Below are 17,778 nucleotides of genomic sequence, written 5' to 3'. Positions count from 1 at the left end.
CCCGCCCGTCTGAAACCAGAACGGACAGTCTCACCGAAACCGGCTCAAGGGGGTCAAAGTTGGACGCCGATCCCCCGCCTCAAGGGGTCAAACTTGCACGCCGAAACACATTGTTCACGTCGTTCGCGTCTACACCGCCGACATACGAGATGCCGATGGTTGTCGCGTTATGGCCGGAGACGTGAGCGCCGACCTCCTCCTCCGGCCGGCCCTTGGAAACGGAGCCGTCGAGGTGAATGACGTAGTGGTAACCGATCTTGGCGAAGCCGGCCTGCCGGTGCCATGTGTCGATTTCCTTGATCGTGACCTCACGACCTGCCGGGGTGGCGGTGCAGTGGATCACGATATGGGTGATGTCTCTCATTCGCTGAGCCATTCCGGGGGAATGGTCTTGTCCGCGTACTTGAAGCCGTGCTTTTCGCACCACATTGCGTAGGTGGTCGGAGACTGCTTGGAGATGCGGGCTCTGGAGTTGCTGAAGACGAAGCGGATATCCTTGTCGGGATGCTGCGCCTTGATGAGGAGATGCTTCTGCCGATCCGCCGTGACGAACCGCCCCTTGGTCTCGATGATGATGCCGTTGGGAAGCGGGAAGTCCGGGGTGTAGCGCGAAGGCTTCTCCGGCTTGGTGTAGAGGATGACCTCGCTCTCGTACTCGACCGGGATACCGGCACGCCTGAGCTGAGCGGCGATCTTATCTTCCAAGCCGGAGCGGAAGCCGTGCTCTAAGCCGGGATCAGAAGTCGTCTTCGCCGGAGTCCGACGTGTCGGCCTCATCGCTCGTCTCGCTGGTGTCCTCTTCGGTCTCGTCTTCGTCGGAGGCGGAGTAGCCATCCTCTTCGCCGAAGCCGTACTGGCTGGCGGAACGCTGGCCGAAGGCAACGAGGTCGATGATCTGAGCGGCCTGAAGGCGGAGGCTGAGGCCCGCCGCGCCAGTGCCGGGGATGAAATAGGGGGCGACTTCGAAGGTCACCTTGCCGAGAGTGCCGGAGCCGATGTCGATCTTTTTGACGATGGGCTTGCCCTTCGCATCGAACACGGCCGGGTACTTCTTGAAAGTCTTGCCGGTCTTCTTCGACGTGATCTCATGCGTCATCGTGAACTTGATCTCGATCTCGCCGGTCTCTTCCTCGTTCTCGTCGTAGACATCCGAGTAGAGGGGATTGGCGGTGAACCCGCCCTTAGCATCGAGCTTCACGCGGGACGCCTTCGGGAGGGCCGCATAGGCAGCCTTGCCTTCCTTGATCGCGTCGTCGTGGAGGGGCTTCAGCTTCTTGAGAAGAGCCTGGGCCTTGGCGCTCTCCTGTCGGAACTTGACGGAGAACTCCCCGGCTTCCTTCCATTTGAAGTCCGGCTCAAAGAGCTTGGGCCAAACGAAGGTGCCGGGGTCGGTGGTGAACTGCGGGTTTTTCTTGCGGGCTTCTGCCATGTGTCTTCAGGTTTCGAGGGGAGGACCTGAGACCGAACCCACCTTCACCGTCAGCGAGGGATGCGTGACCTCCGGGCACTTGGTCCGGATGTCGGCAGCGAACGCTTCGCTGTCGGTGATAATCTCCACGGTTACCCCGAGTTGTGCTGCGGAGATTGCAGCGCCGAGGCCGAGGCTCGCCGGGAGCATTTGCCCCAAGACATCCTTGACGGTCGTGAAGTGTTCCCCGCTCATGTGGACCGAGAAGGCCACGGGCGGGATGATGTTGTCGTTCTCAGGCTTCATCTCAGAGTTCCTTGGAAAGGGCCTCGTCCTGCTCATGCGAAAGCATGCGCTTGGGGACGTGCTTCTGGTTTCGGTGGAACCGCTCAAGGCTCGGCACGTCATAGCCCTCCTCGCGGAGGGTGGCGTAGAGCGTCAGCGGGATTGCCCGACCGGCTCTCCAAAGGGAGATGGCGGTAGTCAGGGCGGGAACGTCGCGGTGATCTGAAGTCACTTCACGCGCCCTTCTCGTCGGAAGGACCGGGAGTGCTGATGCACCGCCATGTGACGGTATCAACTCCGGGGAGTTGAGCGTCGCGCTCGGCCTCCCTGTGTCCGATCATGTCGCACACGGCAGGCGGAACGATTTTGTAGCGGATCGCCGGCTGGCCGAAGATCGTCGCCACGATCACGAGGACTGCGACCATCAGGTCTCCTCGCGAAGGTACATGCGGATCGCCTCAAACTCGGTGGCGAGGGCGCCATCGTGTTCGTTCATGAGGTTCTTCGCGATGGTGAAGGCTTCCTGCGGAGCGATGCGGTAGTGGTCGCAGAGCAAGAGGAAGTAGATGGCGCCGCTGGTGAGTTGGACCGGAGCCGGGAAGTCCTGCCCGTTGTGTAGGATGTGGAACGTGGCCGCTGCCGTATCGACACGCGGGACGTTGATGAGGCGTTCGTAGAGCTGCTTGCCCTTCATCGGCTGCGCTCCAACTCGACGGCTGCCGACAGAGCGGCATAGGCCAGCGGGAGGTGCGGGATGGTGAGCGCCTCGATATGCACCTGACGATAGAAGGCGATCAGGAACTCGCGCTCGTATTCCTCCATCGTCACTTGCGGCCTCCCTTGCGGGGCCCCTTCGGACGGCGAGGCGCTTCCTTGGCGCGGCCGGGGAAGAGGTGTTCCACGACAAGCGCCGCGAAGGCGTGTCGCTGATTGCGGTTGAGACCGGAGCGGTCGAACGTATGGCCGTCGATGACGACCTCGTCGTAAGCGGCGCCGATCCGCATGATGATGCGGGGCTTCATGTTGTGCCTCTCGGTTTGGGTAGGTGAAGGTGGTCCCTAATCGCCGAACGCAAGAAAGCCCCGAGCGAGATGCTGCGGGGCTTCAAGGTTTGGGTAGGTGAAGGTGGTCCCTAATCGCTCAGAGGGATGTCGATGATTTGCACGAAGCTATCGTGCTCCCTCACTTGAGGCCGGGCTGCGGCGATAGCCTCAGCCTTGGTGCGGTGGCGCGAGATAAGCTGGCGACCGTAGGAGACAGGCGTTCGGAACAAGTACCAAGGTCTCGCACCACTGCCGTCGTTTAGGGAGGGACCGCGCCATATCTCCCATCGGCATGTGTAGAGGCGGCTCATAGGTTCACTACGCCTTCACACTCCGGAACAAGGGCCAGGATTGCAGAGAGAAGCTCTCGCAGTTGGTCCATGTTCTTCAGGTTGACGTAGTGGGTTGAGTCCCGCGCGGATTTAGCCCGGCTCTTATCCTGCGAGATGACGAGCTGTCCTTCTCGCAACTGCACGCGAATGCCGGGGTCTAGTTCGTAGTAGGTGCGAGGCGTCATCTCGTTCTCCGAGGTTTGGGAAGGTGAAGGTGGTCCCTAATCGAGAGGCTGTCCGATATCGGATAGCTCTAGGCAAAGAAAAAGTCGGACAGCTCCACGAGGGAGACATCCAAGGTGCCCTTCGGGGGCACGGCGGGAAGCTTCGCAACCGCCTCCTCCGAGAGGAGCATGGCGATATCGACGCGGAACTCCGCGAGGGGGTCGAAGTCGGTGTACAGGCGGACGAACGCGCGACGGAGGCAGGACCCCATCATGTCCACGTCGGCCGCGACAGTCCCGTAACTGTCGTGCACGAGGGCGAAGTGGCGGATGCCGTTCTCCCGCGCGAGGTTGACGAACATGCGGAGCGCCGTCGCGTCTTGAGAGTGAACCCAATTCGGGGCGATACCCTGCTGCTGGGACCGCTTGTCGATGGTCTCCAGCTCCTCACGGATGGAGAGGCGGACCATCTGCCCGTCGATGTGCGTCTTCACCCGGCGAGAGTTGGTCTCCGGGTACGCCTGCATGACCGGGAAGCCATCGGCCGTGCGCCAGTAGATGGGCAGGCCCTCGGCAGCCGCGAGCTTCGCACATTCCTTCAGCCAGTCCATGCCGATGCGGGCAGCCTGGACGACCTCGCCGATGGCATGCCAGACCAACGGCTGGAGCCAGAGGGACGCCTTGAAGAGGCCCTCGTCCTCCTCTTCCTCGCCTTCGATCAGGACGAGCGAGGCGAACGTGTTGACCTTGCCCTCCTCCTCGATCAGCTCCCGGACAGCGTCCTCAATGAACTCCCGGCAAGAGAACTGCGTCGAGCCGTAGGGCAGCGTCATGACCGGCCGCTTGGTCACCTTGCGGGACAGGCCGAAGCCGAGCCAGCGTTCCGCCGTTGCCTGCGGATCGATGCCCATCTCCTCCCACACCTTCGCCGCCTTCGCGAAAAGTGAAGCCACGTCAGGTTGTTCGATAGCGGATAGCTCAGGGCGAGCGAAAGCCTCTACATAACGTAACGTCACCTTGGCGACCTCGGCGTAGATATCCGAGGGTGTGGAGCTGGGCACGAGGTTGACCGCCGCGCCGCCGACAGGGTCCCGAAGGGCTGCGCTGTAATGCTGGAGGCCGTTGCACGAGCCGTCCATTCCGATAGGCAGGCACGAGACGAAGGCGAAGCCCTCGCGCTGGTAGCCGGCCCATTCGAAACAGAAGGCAAGGAACTGCCACGGCTTGTCAGCCTTGGACCAGAACTCGAAAGCGTCCCCGAAGGGATCAGCCGCGACCGCGAGGATGGTGGCAGTGTTTTTCTCGGTCCACTCCACGCGCTCCTCAAGGTCCACCTTGTCGTTCCCGAAGGTGTTCGCGCCGTGGACAGCAAGCCATCCCGCAGCGACCCCGTTGCCGATAGGCTTCCCCTCGGCAAACGTCAGGAGGGCCTTGGTGGCGTCCGGACCCTGCGGATTGAGGAACATGGGGATCGCGTAGGCCCGCCCCCGGAAGTCCAGAGAGTGCGGGAAGTAGATCGCCGGGTACTGGCTGAAACGGACGGCGAGGTCGAGCGTGCGGGAGAGCTGGATGCGCTTGGACTTACGCTTGCGCTCGGCCTTGTGAGCCTTCGCCTGCTTCTTCTTCCAGCGCTTCAGGGCCTTCTTGTTGGTCTCGATGTCGTGAGGCTTCTCCGGGGCTTCCAGCTTCTCCGCCTGCGGGAACCCCTTGATCTTCAGGTCCAGCTCCCAAGCGTCCTGAAGGGCCTCCAGAACGGGCGCATTGATCCGCCAAGGGGTCTCCTGCATCGCGTTGACGGAGGCGTACACGGCCAGCGGGTTCGCGCCCTCCAGCTCCTCCAGATACGCCTTGTTCCGCGTCTTGACGAAGGTCACCCGCTTCACATCCGGGGACCAATAGCCGCCCGACGTAGGCGAGGTCCAAGGCTTTGGAGGGATGATCGTGGGGACGTAGGCAGGGGACATCAGCGACAGGGCGTCACTGGCCTTCCCGATCCACGCGAGGGTGTCCTCGGTGGCCTGCACGAAGATCGGCGTGTCGTTAGCGGCGACCGTATCCCGCTCCATGGCGATGAGCCCGGTCGTCGCACGGATAATCTCGCAGAGCTTGGTCCCGAGGAGGACCTTGTCGGTGTCGCTCCACTCGACAGTCACGCCGGCCTTGTTCTTCGCCATGAGGCGAGCGACCGTCCGCTTGTGGCGGGTGCTGGTGCTCTCCTTCAGGTGCTCCATCGTGCGCCCGTGTTCCTTCTTGTTCGCCTGCTTGTAGCGGGACATCAGGACTTCATCCTGCAAGGCGTTGGCGATCCGCAGGGCTGCCCTCTGGATGGTCGAGCGCCGGGAGATGGTGTCCAGAAGGCTCTTGAGGGCGAGATAGGAAACGACCTCCGGCTCCAAGAGCTGGATATAGGCGAGAGCCCTATGCTTCGGGCCTGCCCGGCCAGAGCCGGCCTCTTCGATAAACGCCTCGATACCGGCCGTGATCGGGTCGATCAGGCGCTTCATGAGGAGGGCTCCGTATCCGGTCCCGGCCTCGTTCGTCTGCTTCTTGGCCTTCTCGACAGCGGCGAAGAACCGCTTCTTACCGTTGCCGATCATCTCCTCCTCAAGGGCGAGCTGCTGCTCGTAGAGGGGGTGTAGGGACGCGATGGAATGGGCAGTCAATTGCGCTCTCTCTTCAGGTTTGTGAGGCAGGAGTGCTGCGGGCTTAGGGTGGTCCCTAATCGGCCGAGGCGCGGGCACAGGGGCTCCCTTGCGGTGACACGAAGGGGCTCGCCGGGCGGGCTTTCAGGGGGCGCATGTCACGGTGGCGGAGCTTGTGACGGTGTCACCAAGTCTCCTGTCCGATATCGGATAGCCACAGACAAAAAGAAACCCCGGCAAAAAGCCGAGGTTCCAAAGGGTTTTAGCGGACGGTCTTAAGGGCTGTTCGGAACCGGATAGGTCACAGAACTCCTTTTAAGTCTCGTGCGTCTACCAGTTTCGCCACGTCCGCAGGCGGCACAGCGATAGCGGGCGGGCGCAGCCGGCGCAAGCCTCCGAGAATACTCAGTGCCTGCGGGCGGGCTTGTACCACTCGACCCCGTCGGGATCGACATAGAGCCCGGGCTTCACATCCGAGCCGATGGCCTTCTCCTCCATCGGCACGCGCACCGTGTCGTCGCGGTCGCCGCGCTTGACATAAGGAGCGGAGCCCTGCCCGGCTTGCCCATGCGCGCCGCGGCCGGCGCTGCTGGCCTGCCCGATGATGCCTCGCCGCCCGGCGACCTTGTCCTGCAGTTCCGTCACCGGCCGTCCCGCGAAGGCGACCTTGGCCGTGCCCTCGACCACCGGCAGCGCCCGAAGTGCCGCGCCCTCGCCGGTCACGCGCACGCCGACGAAGCGCGGCACGTAGCTCGCCCCACCCTTGCCGAAGGATTCCCAGCCGCCGGCCGAGATCATCTGCGCGCCGCAGCGCTTGTGGCTGCGCTCGCAGGCCGCACGCGAACCATAGCGCGGCGCTGCCTGCTCGAACTCGGCGCGGGCATTGCGATAGGCGAATTCGCATTGCTCGGCCGTCAGCTTGCCCGCCTCGATGCATTCGTCGCGGCGCACATAGAACGCGCCCGGCGCCTGCGCCGCGAGATCGGAAGGTCCTGTGAGCGACAGGGCAGGTGCGAGGGCGGCGACGCGCAGCAGCGCCAGAGCGGAAGCCGGAATCATCATGCGGCGTAATAGAATTACAATTGTGGCTTTACCGCAGCGAGCCGCGCTCACAGCAGCGACCGCCGCGAGGCCGCGAGCTCCCGCGTCGAGCCATAGTCGATCTTGCCGTTGCCGAGCACGGGGATGGCCTGCGTCACCAGGATGGCGCGCGGCACCCACAATTCCGGGAAGCCCTGCTCCTTGGCCGCCTCCTGCAGCGCGGCGCGGTCGGCATGCGGCGTCTCGGTGACGAGGACGAGTTGCTCGCCCTTGCGCGGATCGGGCAGCGCCACGACGACATGGTTCTGGTCCGGCCAGACCTTGGCGACCATGGTCTCGACCGCCGCGAGCGAGACCATCTCGCCGCCGAGCTTGGCGAAGCGCTTGGCCCGGCCGCGGATCGCCACGAACCCATCTTCGATCACGACGATATCGCCGGTATCGTGCCAGCCGCCTTCCGGCGGAATGATCCGGCCCGGCTGGTCAGGGTCGAGATAGCCGGCCATGACGTTGGGCCCGCGCACGGTGAGCCGCCCGCCCTCGTGGATGCCCTCGACCGGCTCCAGCTTCGCCTCGATGCCGGGCAAGAGCTTGCCGACCGTGCCTTCGCGGATCGCGGCCGGCGTGTTGACGGCGAGCACCGGCGAACATTCCGTACAGCCATAGCCTTCGAGGATCGTAGTGCCGTAGGGCTCCCACATCCGCTTGGTCTCGGCCTTCACGCGCTCGGCCCCGGCCACGACATAGCGCACGCTGCCGAGATCGTCCTTTTCTGCAGCGCGCGCGTACCCTTGCAAAAACGTGTCGGTGGCGAGCAGGAAGGTCGCCTTCATGTCGCCGATCAGCTTCGGCACCTGCTTGTAATGCAGCGGGCTCGGATAGAGCACGACCTTCATGCCGTGCAGCAGCGGCACCATCAGCCCGGCCGTCAGCCCGAAGGAGTGGAAGGCCGGCAGCGGGTTCATGAACACGTCCCGCTCGGAGATCGCCCCGGCCGCATGGGCGAAGACCTGCCTGGCATTCGAGACGATATTGGCATGGCTCAGCGCCACGCCCTTCGGCTTGCCCTCGGTGCCCGAGGTGAAGAGGATCACGGCGGTGTCATCGGGCTGCACCTCGAACGCGCGATGGACCAGCCCCGGCGCGAGGCTCTGCAAGGCGCCCAGCGCCTTGTCGAAGCTGGTGATCTGCTTGCGGATATCTTCGAGATAGATGACGCGCCGCCCCTCGCCCAAGGCCGCGATCTCATCGTCGAGCTTGCCCTGGTCGACGAAGCGGCGCGAGGTGACGATGGTCTTGAGCTGCGCCAGCTCCGCCGCCGCGCGCAGGTTGCGGACGCCGGCCGTGAAGTTCAGCAGCGCCGGCACGCGCCCATAGGCGAAAAGCGAGAACAGCGTCACCGCCATGCCCTGCATGTTCGGCAGCAGCACGCCGACCTGCTCCCTCTGTGCCGTCAGGGCCGCGAGCTTGCGCCCCAGCACCAGCGCGCCGAGCACGAGCCGGCCATAGGTGATCGGCTGGCGCTCCGGGTCTTCGAGCGCGATGCGGCCCTTGCCGTGGCGGGCGATGGTCTGAAGCAGCGCGCGAAAGAGCGTGATCCGCGCGCCCGCGGCGTCGAAGCTGGTGGCGGCCATGTCTGGCGCGTCTCCCCGGTCGGCATTTCCCCTGCCGGCCAAACTAGTGAGATCGGCGCGGGTTTCAACGCCGATCCCGAACGCCCGTCAGCCGAACGCGCCGATCTCGTGCTGGATCGCGCCGGAAATCTCGCGGATCAGCGCGAACAGCCCCAGCATCGGTGCGAAGACATCGCGATGCAGGGCCTCGTAGGTGCCGCCCTCGCGCGGTCCCGGCGGCTCGCCGAAATCGAGGCCGATGGTCGGGTCGGGATCGCGCGGGAAGATTTCGGCCAGCAGCGCCAGCGAAGCCGGCACGTCGAGGCGCAACAGCCGCTCGATCAGGGCATCGCGGGTCAGGCCGGCATGCGGCCGGAAATCCGGGATATGGGCGAAGGACAGCCAGATACGATGCATCGCGGCGAGCCTCAGCGCATGCAAAGCCACGAGCCGCGCCGACATTTGCGGCACATCGTCGGCCGCGACCTTGAGCTTCAGCGCATCGGCCGAAAGCCGCCAGAACAGGCGCCGCAGCGCCGGCGCCAGCTCCAGCCGCGAGAGCGCTTCCGCGACGACCAGCAGTTCCTCGCGCCGCCCCTCTTTCACGGTCCGCCGCGCCCGGTCGAACCAGCTGCCGGGATCGAGCGTGTCGAGATAGGCGCGCAGCACGTCGAGATCGCTATGTGCCATCGCATAGGCCGCGAGGCGATAGGCGCGGTCGAAGCGCTCCGAGCGCTCGCGCATGGTGCGGAACAGGTCCGGCGCGCGCGAGGCGGCATGGCCGACGCCATGCATGCTGTTCGCCATCCAGCCGAGCTGCTGGAGGATGGCGTTGTTGGGGATGGCACGGAGTTCACGAGGATGGCGGATGCGCGTCGGCCCCGCCCCTTCCGACTGGCGCGCCGCCGGGCGGGAGCCGGTCTTGTCCAGCAGCGAGGGGCCGAACGTGCCGATCAGCGCGGCATAGCCGGGATCGTCGACCAGCTCGTTCATCTCTTCGCGTACGGTCTGGAAGAACTCGGTGGCGAAATCCGGCTCGTCATAGATCGGGTCCTCGGCCGCCTTGGGCGATGCGAACACCGCCTCGGCGATCCGTCCAACCGTGGCGCCGGCGAGCTGCGGCGTGCCGAACAGCAGATAGCCGTCGCTGCCCTGGAAGCTGGTCTCCCGCACCGTCCTTATGCCGGCCCGCGCGAAGGCCTGCCGCGCATAGGCGGGATCGAGATAGGCCAGCCGGTCCGACAGGCTGTCGGGATGGGCGCCGCGCCCGACCGACTCGCCATGGGTGTCGAAGATCACCAGCTCGACATCGGCCAGCTCGTAACGCCCCAGCAATTCGGCGATGCGGATGCGCAGGCGCTCGACCCAGAAGGTGGAGGCGACTTGCCCGATATAGCGCCCGGAATCCGAATAGCCGAACTGGATGCACAGCCGCCCGTGGCGCTTGAGATAGTCGCGGAAATGCGGGCTGCGCAGCGCCTCGTCGATGATGCGCGGCCCCTGCTCCAGCGCATCCGAGGTCTCGAACAGCGGCGAGATCTCGACCCGATCGGCGATGCCGAAACGGCTGGCGAGCCAGAGCGCGCAGAGCAGCGTATAGCCGGTCTCGGTTTCCGCGATCAGGAAGCGCACGGGCTTCGAGCCGTCGACATGCTTCACGATCTGCGCGATCGTCATCATCATCCGCGCGGCCGAGGCCCGCTCCGCCGCCAACGCCCCGAAATCGACCGTGATCGCCTCGACCTTGTCGAGCGCCGTATTGGCGGCGGCGAGGAAGGCGCGCCGCTGCGCCGGCTGGCCCGGCTCCTCCTCCAGCGGGATCGTCGCCCGCAAGGCATTGTGGAGCTGCGAGGCGTTGAGCCGGAAATGCGGCAGCGCGATCGAGACGCCATGCGCGAGGCAGCCGGCCCGGATCAGCGCGAGAGCGAGCCGCGCTTCTTCACCGGCGGCATCAACCAAAGCGGCGTCGAGCGCCGCGATGAGGCGAGAGGCTTCCGGTATAGCCGTCTCGCGCTCCTGCACCAGCGACAGCGCGAAAGCCTGCAGGGCTTGCAAGGAGGGCTGCGTGCCGATCGGGGGCGCCAGAGCGAGCTGCCGCTCGACGGCTGCCAGCGCCTCGCTCACCAGCCGGCGTACCGCCGCCGCGGCCGGGTCCTGCGGCAGCTTTTCGAGGATGCGCGCGAACTGCCCGCTCTTCGATTCCAATCGATAGCGCAGCGTGTCCCACCAGCCGATATCGGTGCGTCCATCCGTGTCGCAGCCGACCCAGGAGGCGAGCGTGACCGGCTTTGGCGCAAGCCCGGTCCACTGCTCCGGCCAGCGCTCGCGAGCGACGGCGAAGAAGGCCGCGTTCAGCCGGTCGATCGCATCGCGGGCATGGCGCACCGCATAGCGCGCCTGCTCGAACTCGTCCTGCAAGGTGATCCGCCCATCGGGGCGGAAGCTGAGAGCGCCATCGGCGACGGCCGCCTTCCCGGCCGAGCCGCCGGAAGCGAGATCGGCCAGCGCATGGCAGAGCTGCCGCGCCATGCCGAAAGTCGGATGCGCGGTGAACACGGCCGCGAAGCGTGCCCGCTCCGCCGCCTGCCGAAACGCATCGAAGGACGTGGCCTCCCTCGCCGCCTCTTCCGCGAGCGCCGTGAAAACAGCGGCTTCGTCATTCTGGAGCCCGACATAGCGCGCGACCCTGCCGGCGCGCTGATGCAAGGCCTCGCACCCAAGCCGGCGCACCAGCGCCGAAGCGGCGCCCATGTCCAGCTCGCCGCGATCCATCAACCGCGTCAGCCAGAGCGTGACGCTCAGCACCGGATTGCCGAACGGGTCGTCGCGGGAATCGCTGCGCGCCGCCTCGACGCGGGCCAGCAGTTCCTCGGCAAGAGCGGCGACATCAGGGGACAAATGATCTTCCGTCGCGATCGTCACGGCCATGATCCCATCTCCCTCTGCCGGCCAGCCCGACGAGCATGCGGGCGCAACCGAAATCACGCTGCATTGCAGCATCGGATTCTCGCAGCTGCAAGCAGGAAGCTTTGGCGAGCGGCCGGTTAAATTTTACCCGGGCCATATTGATCTAACCAAATCACCCGGATAATAAGCGCATCATCAAGGAGCGTTCATGTCCGACATCGCATTCAGGCCCAGCATCGCCTTTCACGACACCACCCGCCTCTCCAGCGGCCCGCTGGCGACCGTCGCGCTCGCGGTGAAGGCGGCACTCGCCACGAGCCCCGAGGCCACTATCCTCGTCTTTGAGGACGAGACCGGAAAGGTCGTCGATCTCGACCTGCGCGGCAGCGACGCCGAGATCGCCGCGCGCTACGCACCTCCGACAGGAGCAGCGCCAGAAACAGCCGATGACGCGCCGCGCGGACGCGGCCGGCCGAAGCTCGGCGTCGTCGCCCGCGAGGTGACCCTGCTGCCACGCCACTGGGACTGGCTCGCCCTGCAGCCGGGCGGCGCCTCGCAGGCACTGCGGCGGCTCGTCGACGAAGCCCGCAAGGCCGATGGCGGCCGCAGCCTGACGCGAGCGGCGCAGGAACGCGCTTACGCCTTCATCGCGACGATGGCGGGCGACCGTGCGGGTTTCGAGGAAGCCTCGCGTGCCCTGTTCGCGGGAGAACGCGAGCGCTTCGCCGAGCACAGCCGGTCATGGCCGCAGGATATCCGCAACCACGCGGAGAAGCTGCTGGCCGGCGACGGCATCGCGAGCGGCTGAACAGGCTCCAGAGGCGTTCAACCTGCCTTGGAAGCATCCCGGCAGCGCAACCGCAGCGGGTTGCCGCTCGGGTGCGGCAAAGGCATAGCAGCGCCACGCATCCCGCCGCCTGCATCGCCCTGCCGAAAGCCGCCCGTTCATGACCTCCCGCGCTCAATGGCTCGGCATTCTCTGCGGCTTGCTGACCGCGATGATCTGGGGCGTGCAGTCGGTGGTGTCGCGACACGCGATGCTGATCGACCTGACGCCGGCCGATGTCACGATCCTGCGCTTCGTTTCCGCTGCCGCCGTGCTGCTCCCGTGGGCGCTCAGGCACATGCGCCCCTTTCCGGTCGGCTCGCTCGGCTGGCCGCGTGCCTGGGTGATGGCGCTGCTGATCGGGCCGCTCTACAGCCTGATCCTCGTCGCGGGAGCCTCCTTCGCGCCGGCACTGCATTCGTCGATCATCTCGCCCGGCCTGATCCCCGTCTTCACCGCGCTGCTGATCTTCCTTGTCACCGGCGAGCGCGCCGGGCGGATGCGGCTGATCGGCCTTGGCATCATCGTGCTTGGCATCGGCATCTTCTCGCGCGACGCGCTTGCCATGGCGCCGTCGCGGCCCGATGCCTGGATCGGGGACCTGCTCTTCGTGCTGATCGCTTTCCTCTGGGCGATCTTCGGCCTGCTCGCCCGCCGCTGGAACGCGAATTCGCTCGAGGTCACCGCAGCCTCATGCATCCTCTCGGTGCCGCTGCTGGTGATCGTGGCTTTGGCGCTGCCGATCCATATGGCGCGCGCGCCCTTCGCAGAGCTCCTGCTGCAAGCACTTTACCAGGGCGTGCTGGTCGGCGTCGTCGCGCTCTATCTCTATGCCCGCACCGTCGAGATGCTGGGCGCGGCCCGGGCGACGCTGTTCCTGCCGCTGGTGCCGATCGCGACCGCCACCGCCAGCGCCCTGCTGCTGGCGGAAGTGCCCTCGCCGACCGAGATCGTCGGCATGGCGATCGTCGTCGGCGGGATGCTGGTCGCGTTCCGCTCGCCCTCGGTGGGCTGAGCGCGTCTCTCAGCCCTGATGCCCCTTGGCGATCGGCTCGACATAGGAGAGCCCCATGTCCCAGGGGAAATAGATCCAGGTGTCCTGGCTGACCTCCGTCACGAAGGTATCGACCGTCGGCACGCCGGCCGGCTTGGCATAGACCGTGGCGAAATGCGCGTTCGGCAGCATCTCGCGCACGACGCGCGCCGTCTTGCCGGTATCGGTGAGATCATCGACCACCAGAACGCCCTTGCCCTTGCCGTCGCCCACCGCCTTGATGTTGGGGGCGATGTCCTTGAGCACCTTGAGCTCGGTCTGGTTCTTGTAGTCGTGATAGCTCGCGACGCAGACCGTCTCGATCATGCGCAGGCCGAGTTCGCGGCAGATGATCGCCGCCGGCACGAGGCCGCCGCGAGTGATGCAGACCATCGCCTCGAAGGGCCCCTTCTCGGCGAGGCGCCACGCCAGCGCGCGGGCATCACGATGGAATTGATCCCAGGAAACCGGGAAAGCCTTGTTCGAGGACGGTTCGGCCATGGACAGCGCTCCGGACTTAGCCCGACGCGAAACGCGCCGTTTCCGACCGAAAACCCTATCGGCGCGCGCCTGACAAGAGGCACGCGCCGAACATCCCCAATTCAGCGTCGATAAAACGCCTCAGAATTCGGCCCAGCCATCCGCCGTGCCGCCGCCGGCAACGCGCCGGCCACGCATCGCCGGTGCCGCGGCGCGCGGCGCCGAAGGGGCGGAATGAACCAGTTGCGGCGCCGCCTTGTGCCGTTCGCCGCCGAGCTGGAAGGCCGAGACCATCGTGCTCAGCGCAGCGGTCTCCTGCTGGAGATCGCGGGCGACCTTGGCACTCTGCTCGGCCAGCAGCGAGTTCTGCTGCGTGATCTCGTCCATATGCGCGACGGTGCGGGCCATCTCGTCGATGCCGTTGGCCTGTTCCGTCGTTGCCTGCGAGATCTCGCTGACGGTCGAGGCGACCTTGGAAGCGGCACCGACGATCTCGCCCAGCGTCGTTCCGGCGTCCTTGACGAGGCCGACGCCGGCTTGAATCTGTTGCGCAGAATTCGCGATCAACGCTTTGACACCATTGGCGGATTCGCTACAGCGGGCAGCCAGCGCACGCACCTCGGTCGCCACCACCGCGAAACCGCGCCCGGCATCGCCGGCCCGCGCGGCCTCGACCGCCGCGTTCAAAGCCAGCAGGTTGGTCTGGAAGGCGATCTCGTCGATCATCGAGATGATCTCGGAGATGCCGGACGAGGCCTGCTCGATCCGCCCCATCGCCGCCACCGCCTCGGTCACGATGGCTCCGCCGCGCGCCGCGACCTCGCTCGCCTCGTTGCCGAGCTGCACTGCCATCTTCGAATTGCCGGCGCTGTGCTTCACCGATGCGGCAAGCTCTTCGGTCGTCGCCGCCGTCTCCTGAAGACTCGCCGCATTGGCCTCCGTCCGCTCGGCCAGCTGCTGGCTGTCGGAGGTGATCTTGAGCGAAGCGTCGTCGATGCGCGCCGAGATATCGCGCACGGAGCCGACCACCTCGGCCAGCGTATCGAGCAGGTCGTTGACACCGGCGCAAAGCGTCGCGACCTCCCCGCTCTTGCCGTCGAGCGTCACCCGGCCGGTCAGGTCCTTGCCCTTGGCCTGCCCGATCACCGCGCTCGTCTCCTTCACCGCCGCTTCGAGCTGCTTGCCCTTGAAGGTCGCGGTGATGTCGGAGGCGAACTTGACGACCTTGTAGGGCCGCCCCTGCGCATCGAGGATCGGGTTGTAGCTCGCCTGAATCCAGATCTCTTTGCCGCCCTTGCCGATGCGCCGGTACTGGCCGGCATCGTATTCGCCATGGCCGAGGCGCTCCCAGAAGGAGCGATAGGCCGGCGTCTCGCGCTCGGCCGGATCGACGAACATCCGGTGATGCTGCCCGACGATCTCCGGAAGCGAGTAGCCGAGCACGCTCAGGAAGTTCTGGTTCGCGGTCAGGATCTTGCCGGTCAGATCGAATTCGATCACCGCCTGCGCCTTGTCGATCGCGGCGCGCTGCCCTTCGAGATCGGCGAGGCGGTTCTTCTGCTCAGTGACGTCGAAGGCGTATTTGATGACGCCGACCGGCTTGCCGCCCGCCCCGAGGATCGGGTTGTAGCTCGCCTGGATCCAGATTTCCTTGCCGCCCTTGCCGAGCCGCAGATATTGCCCACGCGAGAACTCGCCCCGGCCGAGATCGGCCCAGAACTGCTTGTAGGCCGGGCTCGCCTTCTCCTCGGGCGTCACGAACAGGCTGTGATGCTGGCCCTTCACCTCGGCCAGCGTGTAGCCCATCGCCGACAGGAAGTTCTCGTTGGCATCGAGGATCGTGCCGTTGAGATCAAACTCGATCCGCGCCTGCGATCGGTTGATCGCGTCCAGCTGTCCCGCAGCATGACGGGACGAGAAAAGGCCGGAAAAGAGCGGCATCTGAGATCCCCCTCGGCGCGGCCCGCACAATGAGGATTGGTCGGGCCGGCGTCGTCCTGAAAGCCGTTTTGGATGCCCGCGACGCGGAAGCGCGGCAGGAGAAGCCGAATGCTATCCGGCCACCCGGCAAATATCGCACTGAACAGTTTATGAATGGTTGATACTTAGATTTATATACAACTTTTAGTAGAAAATTCGATCGAAACCGATATAATATCATTAGAATTTACGTTAGAAAATTACATGAAGATCAAATCAGGAAGAGATATAAAATAAATCACCCTATAAGTTGTATAAAAATCGCAAAAGTTGCATACTATAGCTTCAGAACACGACCCTCTGCCGCTCTGCAGCAACCATGGCTTTTACGTCAGCCATCGCTGCAAGCAGTTTCTCTGCATCGCGCGACCTGACGACGATATTCGTGTCAGGACCGGTCTCGGACCAGAACGGATAGGAACCGATCGAGACCGCCGGATGGGCATTGGCGATCGCCGCAAGCGGCCCGCCGATATCGCCTTCGCGCAGCCCCGCCCGGACCGTGTCGGACAGGACCTTCGCACCCGTCTGCAGCGTCGGCCCGACGACATCGAGCATCGCCTGCATGATCGAGGGCACGCCCGCCATCACATAGACATTGCCGATATTGAAGCCCGGCGCCTTGGAGATCGCGTTGGCGATCAGATCGGCGCCTGCCGGGATGCGCGCCATCCGCATGCGAGCCTCGTTGAGCTCCGCCGGCGAGAAACGCTCCGACAGCATCGCGACGGCACGGGGATCATGGTCGATCGTGACGCCGAAGGCGGCCGCGACCGCGTCGGCCGTGATGTCGTCATGGGTCGGCCCGATGCCGCCGGTGGTGAACACATAGGTGTAGCGGCCGCGCAGCGCGTTCAGCGCCGCGACGATCTCTTCGGTAACATCGGGCACGACCCGGACTTCGCGCAGGTCGACGCCGATATTGGTGAGATATTCGGCGATATAGCCGATATTCTTGTCCTTGGTCCGCCCGGACAGGATCTCATCGCCGATCACCAGGATCGCGGCCGTGACGATGGTGGCGGAGGAACTGGCTTCGTTCGCGGACATGGGACGCTCCTGGCTGGCACCAAAGAGCTAGGCGTTCCCAGCGGCAGGCTCAAGCACCGGCACAGGTGCCCCGGCCATGCCGTGAGCGCGCGCTCAAGCCGGCTTGCGCTCGAAGACCAGATTGAGCCGCGTCTGCGCGACGAGCTGGTAGCCGCTGCGCTCGAGCAGGCCTGCGAGGTCGCTCTGCCAGCGCTGGCGCGAATCCTCGATGATGATGAACTCCGGCCAGAGCGCCTGTGGCGCATCGCGCAGGAACGGCTCCAGAATCAGGTCCTCGGCACCCTCGACATCGAGCTTGATCGCATCGATGCGCTCATAGCCCTCACCCTCGACCAGCGAAAGCAGGGTCATGGCCGGCACCTTGACCGAGGTCCCGGCACTCGAATTGAGGATACGGACGCTCGACTCGCCGCGATTGGTCGGGTCGATGAACAGGGTCAATTCGCCCGGCTTGTCGGCAAGCGCGCAGGCCACGGCCTTGACGGTGCCGAACGGGTTCTGCGCGATGTTGAACGAGAGCCGCGCGAATATCTCCGGCTGCGGCTCGACCGCCAGGATGCGCGCGCCACGCCCGGCGCGGGCCGCGACGAAGAGCGAATAGGCGCCGATATTCGCGCCGATATCGATGAAGGTGAAGCCGTCGCGCAGCCGCGAGGCCAGCAGCTCCCGCTCGACCGCATCGAAATATTGCGGGGTGAACAGCACGCGCTTCTCGCAGACATTGCCGTCCGGATAGAGGCGCATCCTGGCGCCGAGCGACTCGATGTCGACCGGCGCACCGTCGAGCGAGCGCAGGCCGAGGCGCCGCAGCGCATAGGCGATCTTGCGGCCGAGGAAGCTGTCCGAGGCCGCGCGCGTCCGGGCGATGATGCGGGCGAGATAGGCTTTCGGCGCGAAGGTGCCGAAGGGCCGCTCCTCCGCCGGGTTCTGTTCGATGATGGCCATTGCGCCAGCCTGATACACCTCGACGGGCC

Annotated in this window: 19 protein-coding genes; 2 read left to right on the top strand and 17 right to left on the bottom strand. The window is 65.4% G+C overall.

Annotation, left to right across the window (positions count from 1 at the left end):
- Positions 1-79: 79 nt before the first annotated feature.
- From WFK61_RS25325 to WFK61_RS25265, 13 genes are all read right to left on the bottom strand, one after another.
- Entirely contained in the window at positions 80-364 is a 285-nt protein-coding gene (locus tag WFK61_RS25325; RefSeq protein ID WP_336814821.1) for an N-acetylmuramoyl-L-alanine amidase, read from the bottom strand.
- The gene (locus WFK61_RS25320) at positions 361-705 is read right to left on the bottom strand and encodes a PDDEXK family nuclease (RefSeq protein WP_336814820.1); all 345 of its coding nucleotides are present in this window, start codon (positions 703-705) and stop codon (positions 361-363) included. The genes WFK61_RS25325 and WFK61_RS25320 overlap by 4 nt, the downstream gene beginning before the upstream one ends.
- A gap of 31 nt (positions 706-736) precedes the next feature.
- Positions 737-1,429, bottom strand: a complete 693-nt coding sequence (locus WFK61_RS25315) for a hypothetical protein (RefSeq protein ID WP_336814819.1) — start codon at positions 1,427-1,429, stop codon at positions 737-739.
- Positions 1,430-1,435: 6 nt separating this feature from the next.
- Positions 1,436-1,714 carry a hypothetical protein gene (locus WFK61_RS25310; protein ID WP_336814818.1) on the bottom strand — a complete coding sequence of 93 codons (279 nt, stop codon included), beginning with the start codon at positions 1,712-1,714 and terminating at the stop codon, positions 1,436-1,438.
- A 212-nt stretch (positions 1,715-1,926) separates the two neighbouring features.
- Complete coding sequence (locus tag WFK61_RS25305) at positions 1,927-2,118, bottom strand: hypothetical protein (RefSeq protein WP_336814817.1); 192 nt, start codon at positions 2,116-2,118, stop codon at positions 1,927-1,929.
- A complete protein-coding gene (locus WFK61_RS25300) occupies positions 2,118-2,387 on the bottom strand; it encodes a hypothetical protein (protein ID WP_336814816.1) in 270 nt (89 codons plus the stop codon). Before WFK61_RS25300 ends, WFK61_RS25305 begins: the two co-directional genes overlap by 1 nt.
- Positions 2,384-2,521 carry a hypothetical protein gene (locus WFK61_RS25295; RefSeq protein WP_336814815.1) on the bottom strand — a complete coding sequence of 46 codons (138 nt, stop codon included), beginning with the start codon at positions 2,519-2,521 and terminating at the stop codon, positions 2,384-2,386. Before WFK61_RS25295 ends, WFK61_RS25300 begins: the two co-directional genes overlap by 4 nt.
- Positions 2,518-2,715 carry a hypothetical protein gene (locus WFK61_RS25290; protein WP_336814814.1) on the bottom strand — a complete coding sequence of 66 codons (198 nt, stop codon included), beginning with the start codon at positions 2,713-2,715 and terminating at the stop codon, positions 2,518-2,520. The genes WFK61_RS25295 and WFK61_RS25290 overlap by 4 nt, the downstream gene beginning before the upstream one ends.
- Positions 2,716-3,043: 328 nt before the next feature.
- A complete protein-coding gene (locus WFK61_RS25285) occupies positions 3,044-3,253 on the bottom strand; it encodes a hypothetical protein (RefSeq protein ID WP_336814813.1) in 210 nt (69 codons plus the stop codon).
- Between the two features lie 68 nt (positions 3,254-3,321).
- The gene (locus WFK61_RS25280) at positions 3,322-5,895 is read right to left on the bottom strand and encodes a DNA-directed RNA polymerase (RefSeq protein ID WP_336814812.1); all 2,574 of its coding nucleotides are present in this window, start codon (positions 5,893-5,895) and stop codon (positions 3,322-3,324) included.
- Positions 5,896-6,279: 384 nt separating this feature from the next.
- Complete coding sequence (locus tag WFK61_RS25275; RefSeq protein WP_336814811.1) at positions 6,280-6,936, bottom strand: DUF1190 domain-containing protein; 657 nt, start codon at positions 6,934-6,936, stop codon at positions 6,280-6,282.
- Positions 6,937-6,983: 47 nt separating this feature from the next.
- Entirely contained in the window at positions 6,984-8,549 is a 1,566-nt protein-coding gene (locus WFK61_RS25270) for an AMP-binding protein (RefSeq protein WP_336814810.1), read from the bottom strand.
- 87 nt (positions 8,550-8,636) lie between these two features.
- Positions 8,637-11,456, bottom strand: coding sequence for a phosphoenolpyruvate carboxylase (locus WFK61_RS25265; RefSeq protein ID WP_336814809.1), 2,820 nt, complete (start codon positions 11,454-11,456; stop codon positions 8,637-8,639).
- Positions 11,457-11,643: 187 nt separating this feature from the next.
- Here WFK61_RS25265 and WFK61_RS25260 point away from each other — a divergent pair, with 187 nt between their 5' ends.
- Positions 11,644-12,243: a DUF2239 family protein gene (locus tag WFK61_RS25260; RefSeq protein WP_336814808.1), complete on the top strand. Its 600-nt coding sequence runs from the start codon at positions 11,644-11,646 to the stop codon at positions 12,241-12,243.
- A 139-nt stretch (positions 12,244-12,382) separates the two neighbouring features.
- Positions 12,383-13,276 (top strand): DMT family transporter, encoded by an 894-nt coding sequence (locus tag WFK61_RS25255; RefSeq protein ID WP_336814807.1) that lies wholly within the window; start codon positions 12,383-12,385, stop codon positions 13,274-13,276.
- 9 nt (positions 13,277-13,285) lie between these two features.
- Here WFK61_RS25255 and gpt read toward each other — a convergent pair whose 3' ends face one another.
- From gpt to WFK61_RS25235, 4 genes are all read right to left on the bottom strand, one after another.
- Positions 13,286-13,795 (bottom strand): xanthine phosphoribosyltransferase, encoded by a 510-nt coding sequence (gene gpt / locus WFK61_RS25250; RefSeq protein WP_336814806.1) that lies wholly within the window; start codon positions 13,793-13,795, stop codon positions 13,286-13,288.
- A 120-nt stretch (positions 13,796-13,915) separates the two neighbouring features.
- Complete coding sequence (locus WFK61_RS25245) at positions 13,916-15,715, bottom strand: methyl-accepting chemotaxis protein (protein WP_336814805.1); 1,800 nt, start codon at positions 15,713-15,715, stop codon at positions 13,916-13,918.
- Positions 15,716-16,039: 324 nt separating this feature from the next.
- On the bottom strand, positions 16,040-16,804 hold the full coding sequence (locus tag WFK61_RS25240) for a competence/damage-inducible protein A (protein ID WP_336814804.1): 765 nt from the start codon (positions 16,802-16,804) through the stop codon (positions 16,040-16,042).
- A 93-nt stretch (positions 16,805-16,897) separates the two neighbouring features.
- Positions 16,898-17,749, bottom strand: a complete 852-nt coding sequence (locus tag WFK61_RS25235) for an FkbM family methyltransferase (protein WP_336814803.1) — start codon at positions 17,747-17,749, stop codon at positions 16,898-16,900.
- Between the last annotated feature and the right edge of the window lie 29 nt (positions 17,750-17,778).

It is taken from the genome of Allobosea sp. MMO-172 (assembly GCF_037147855.1).
In the GTDB taxonomy this organism is placed as follows: domain Bacteria; phylum Pseudomonadota; class Alphaproteobacteria; order Rhizobiales; family Beijerinckiaceae; genus Allobosea.
This window is presented reverse-complemented; position numbering and strand designations above follow the sequence as displayed.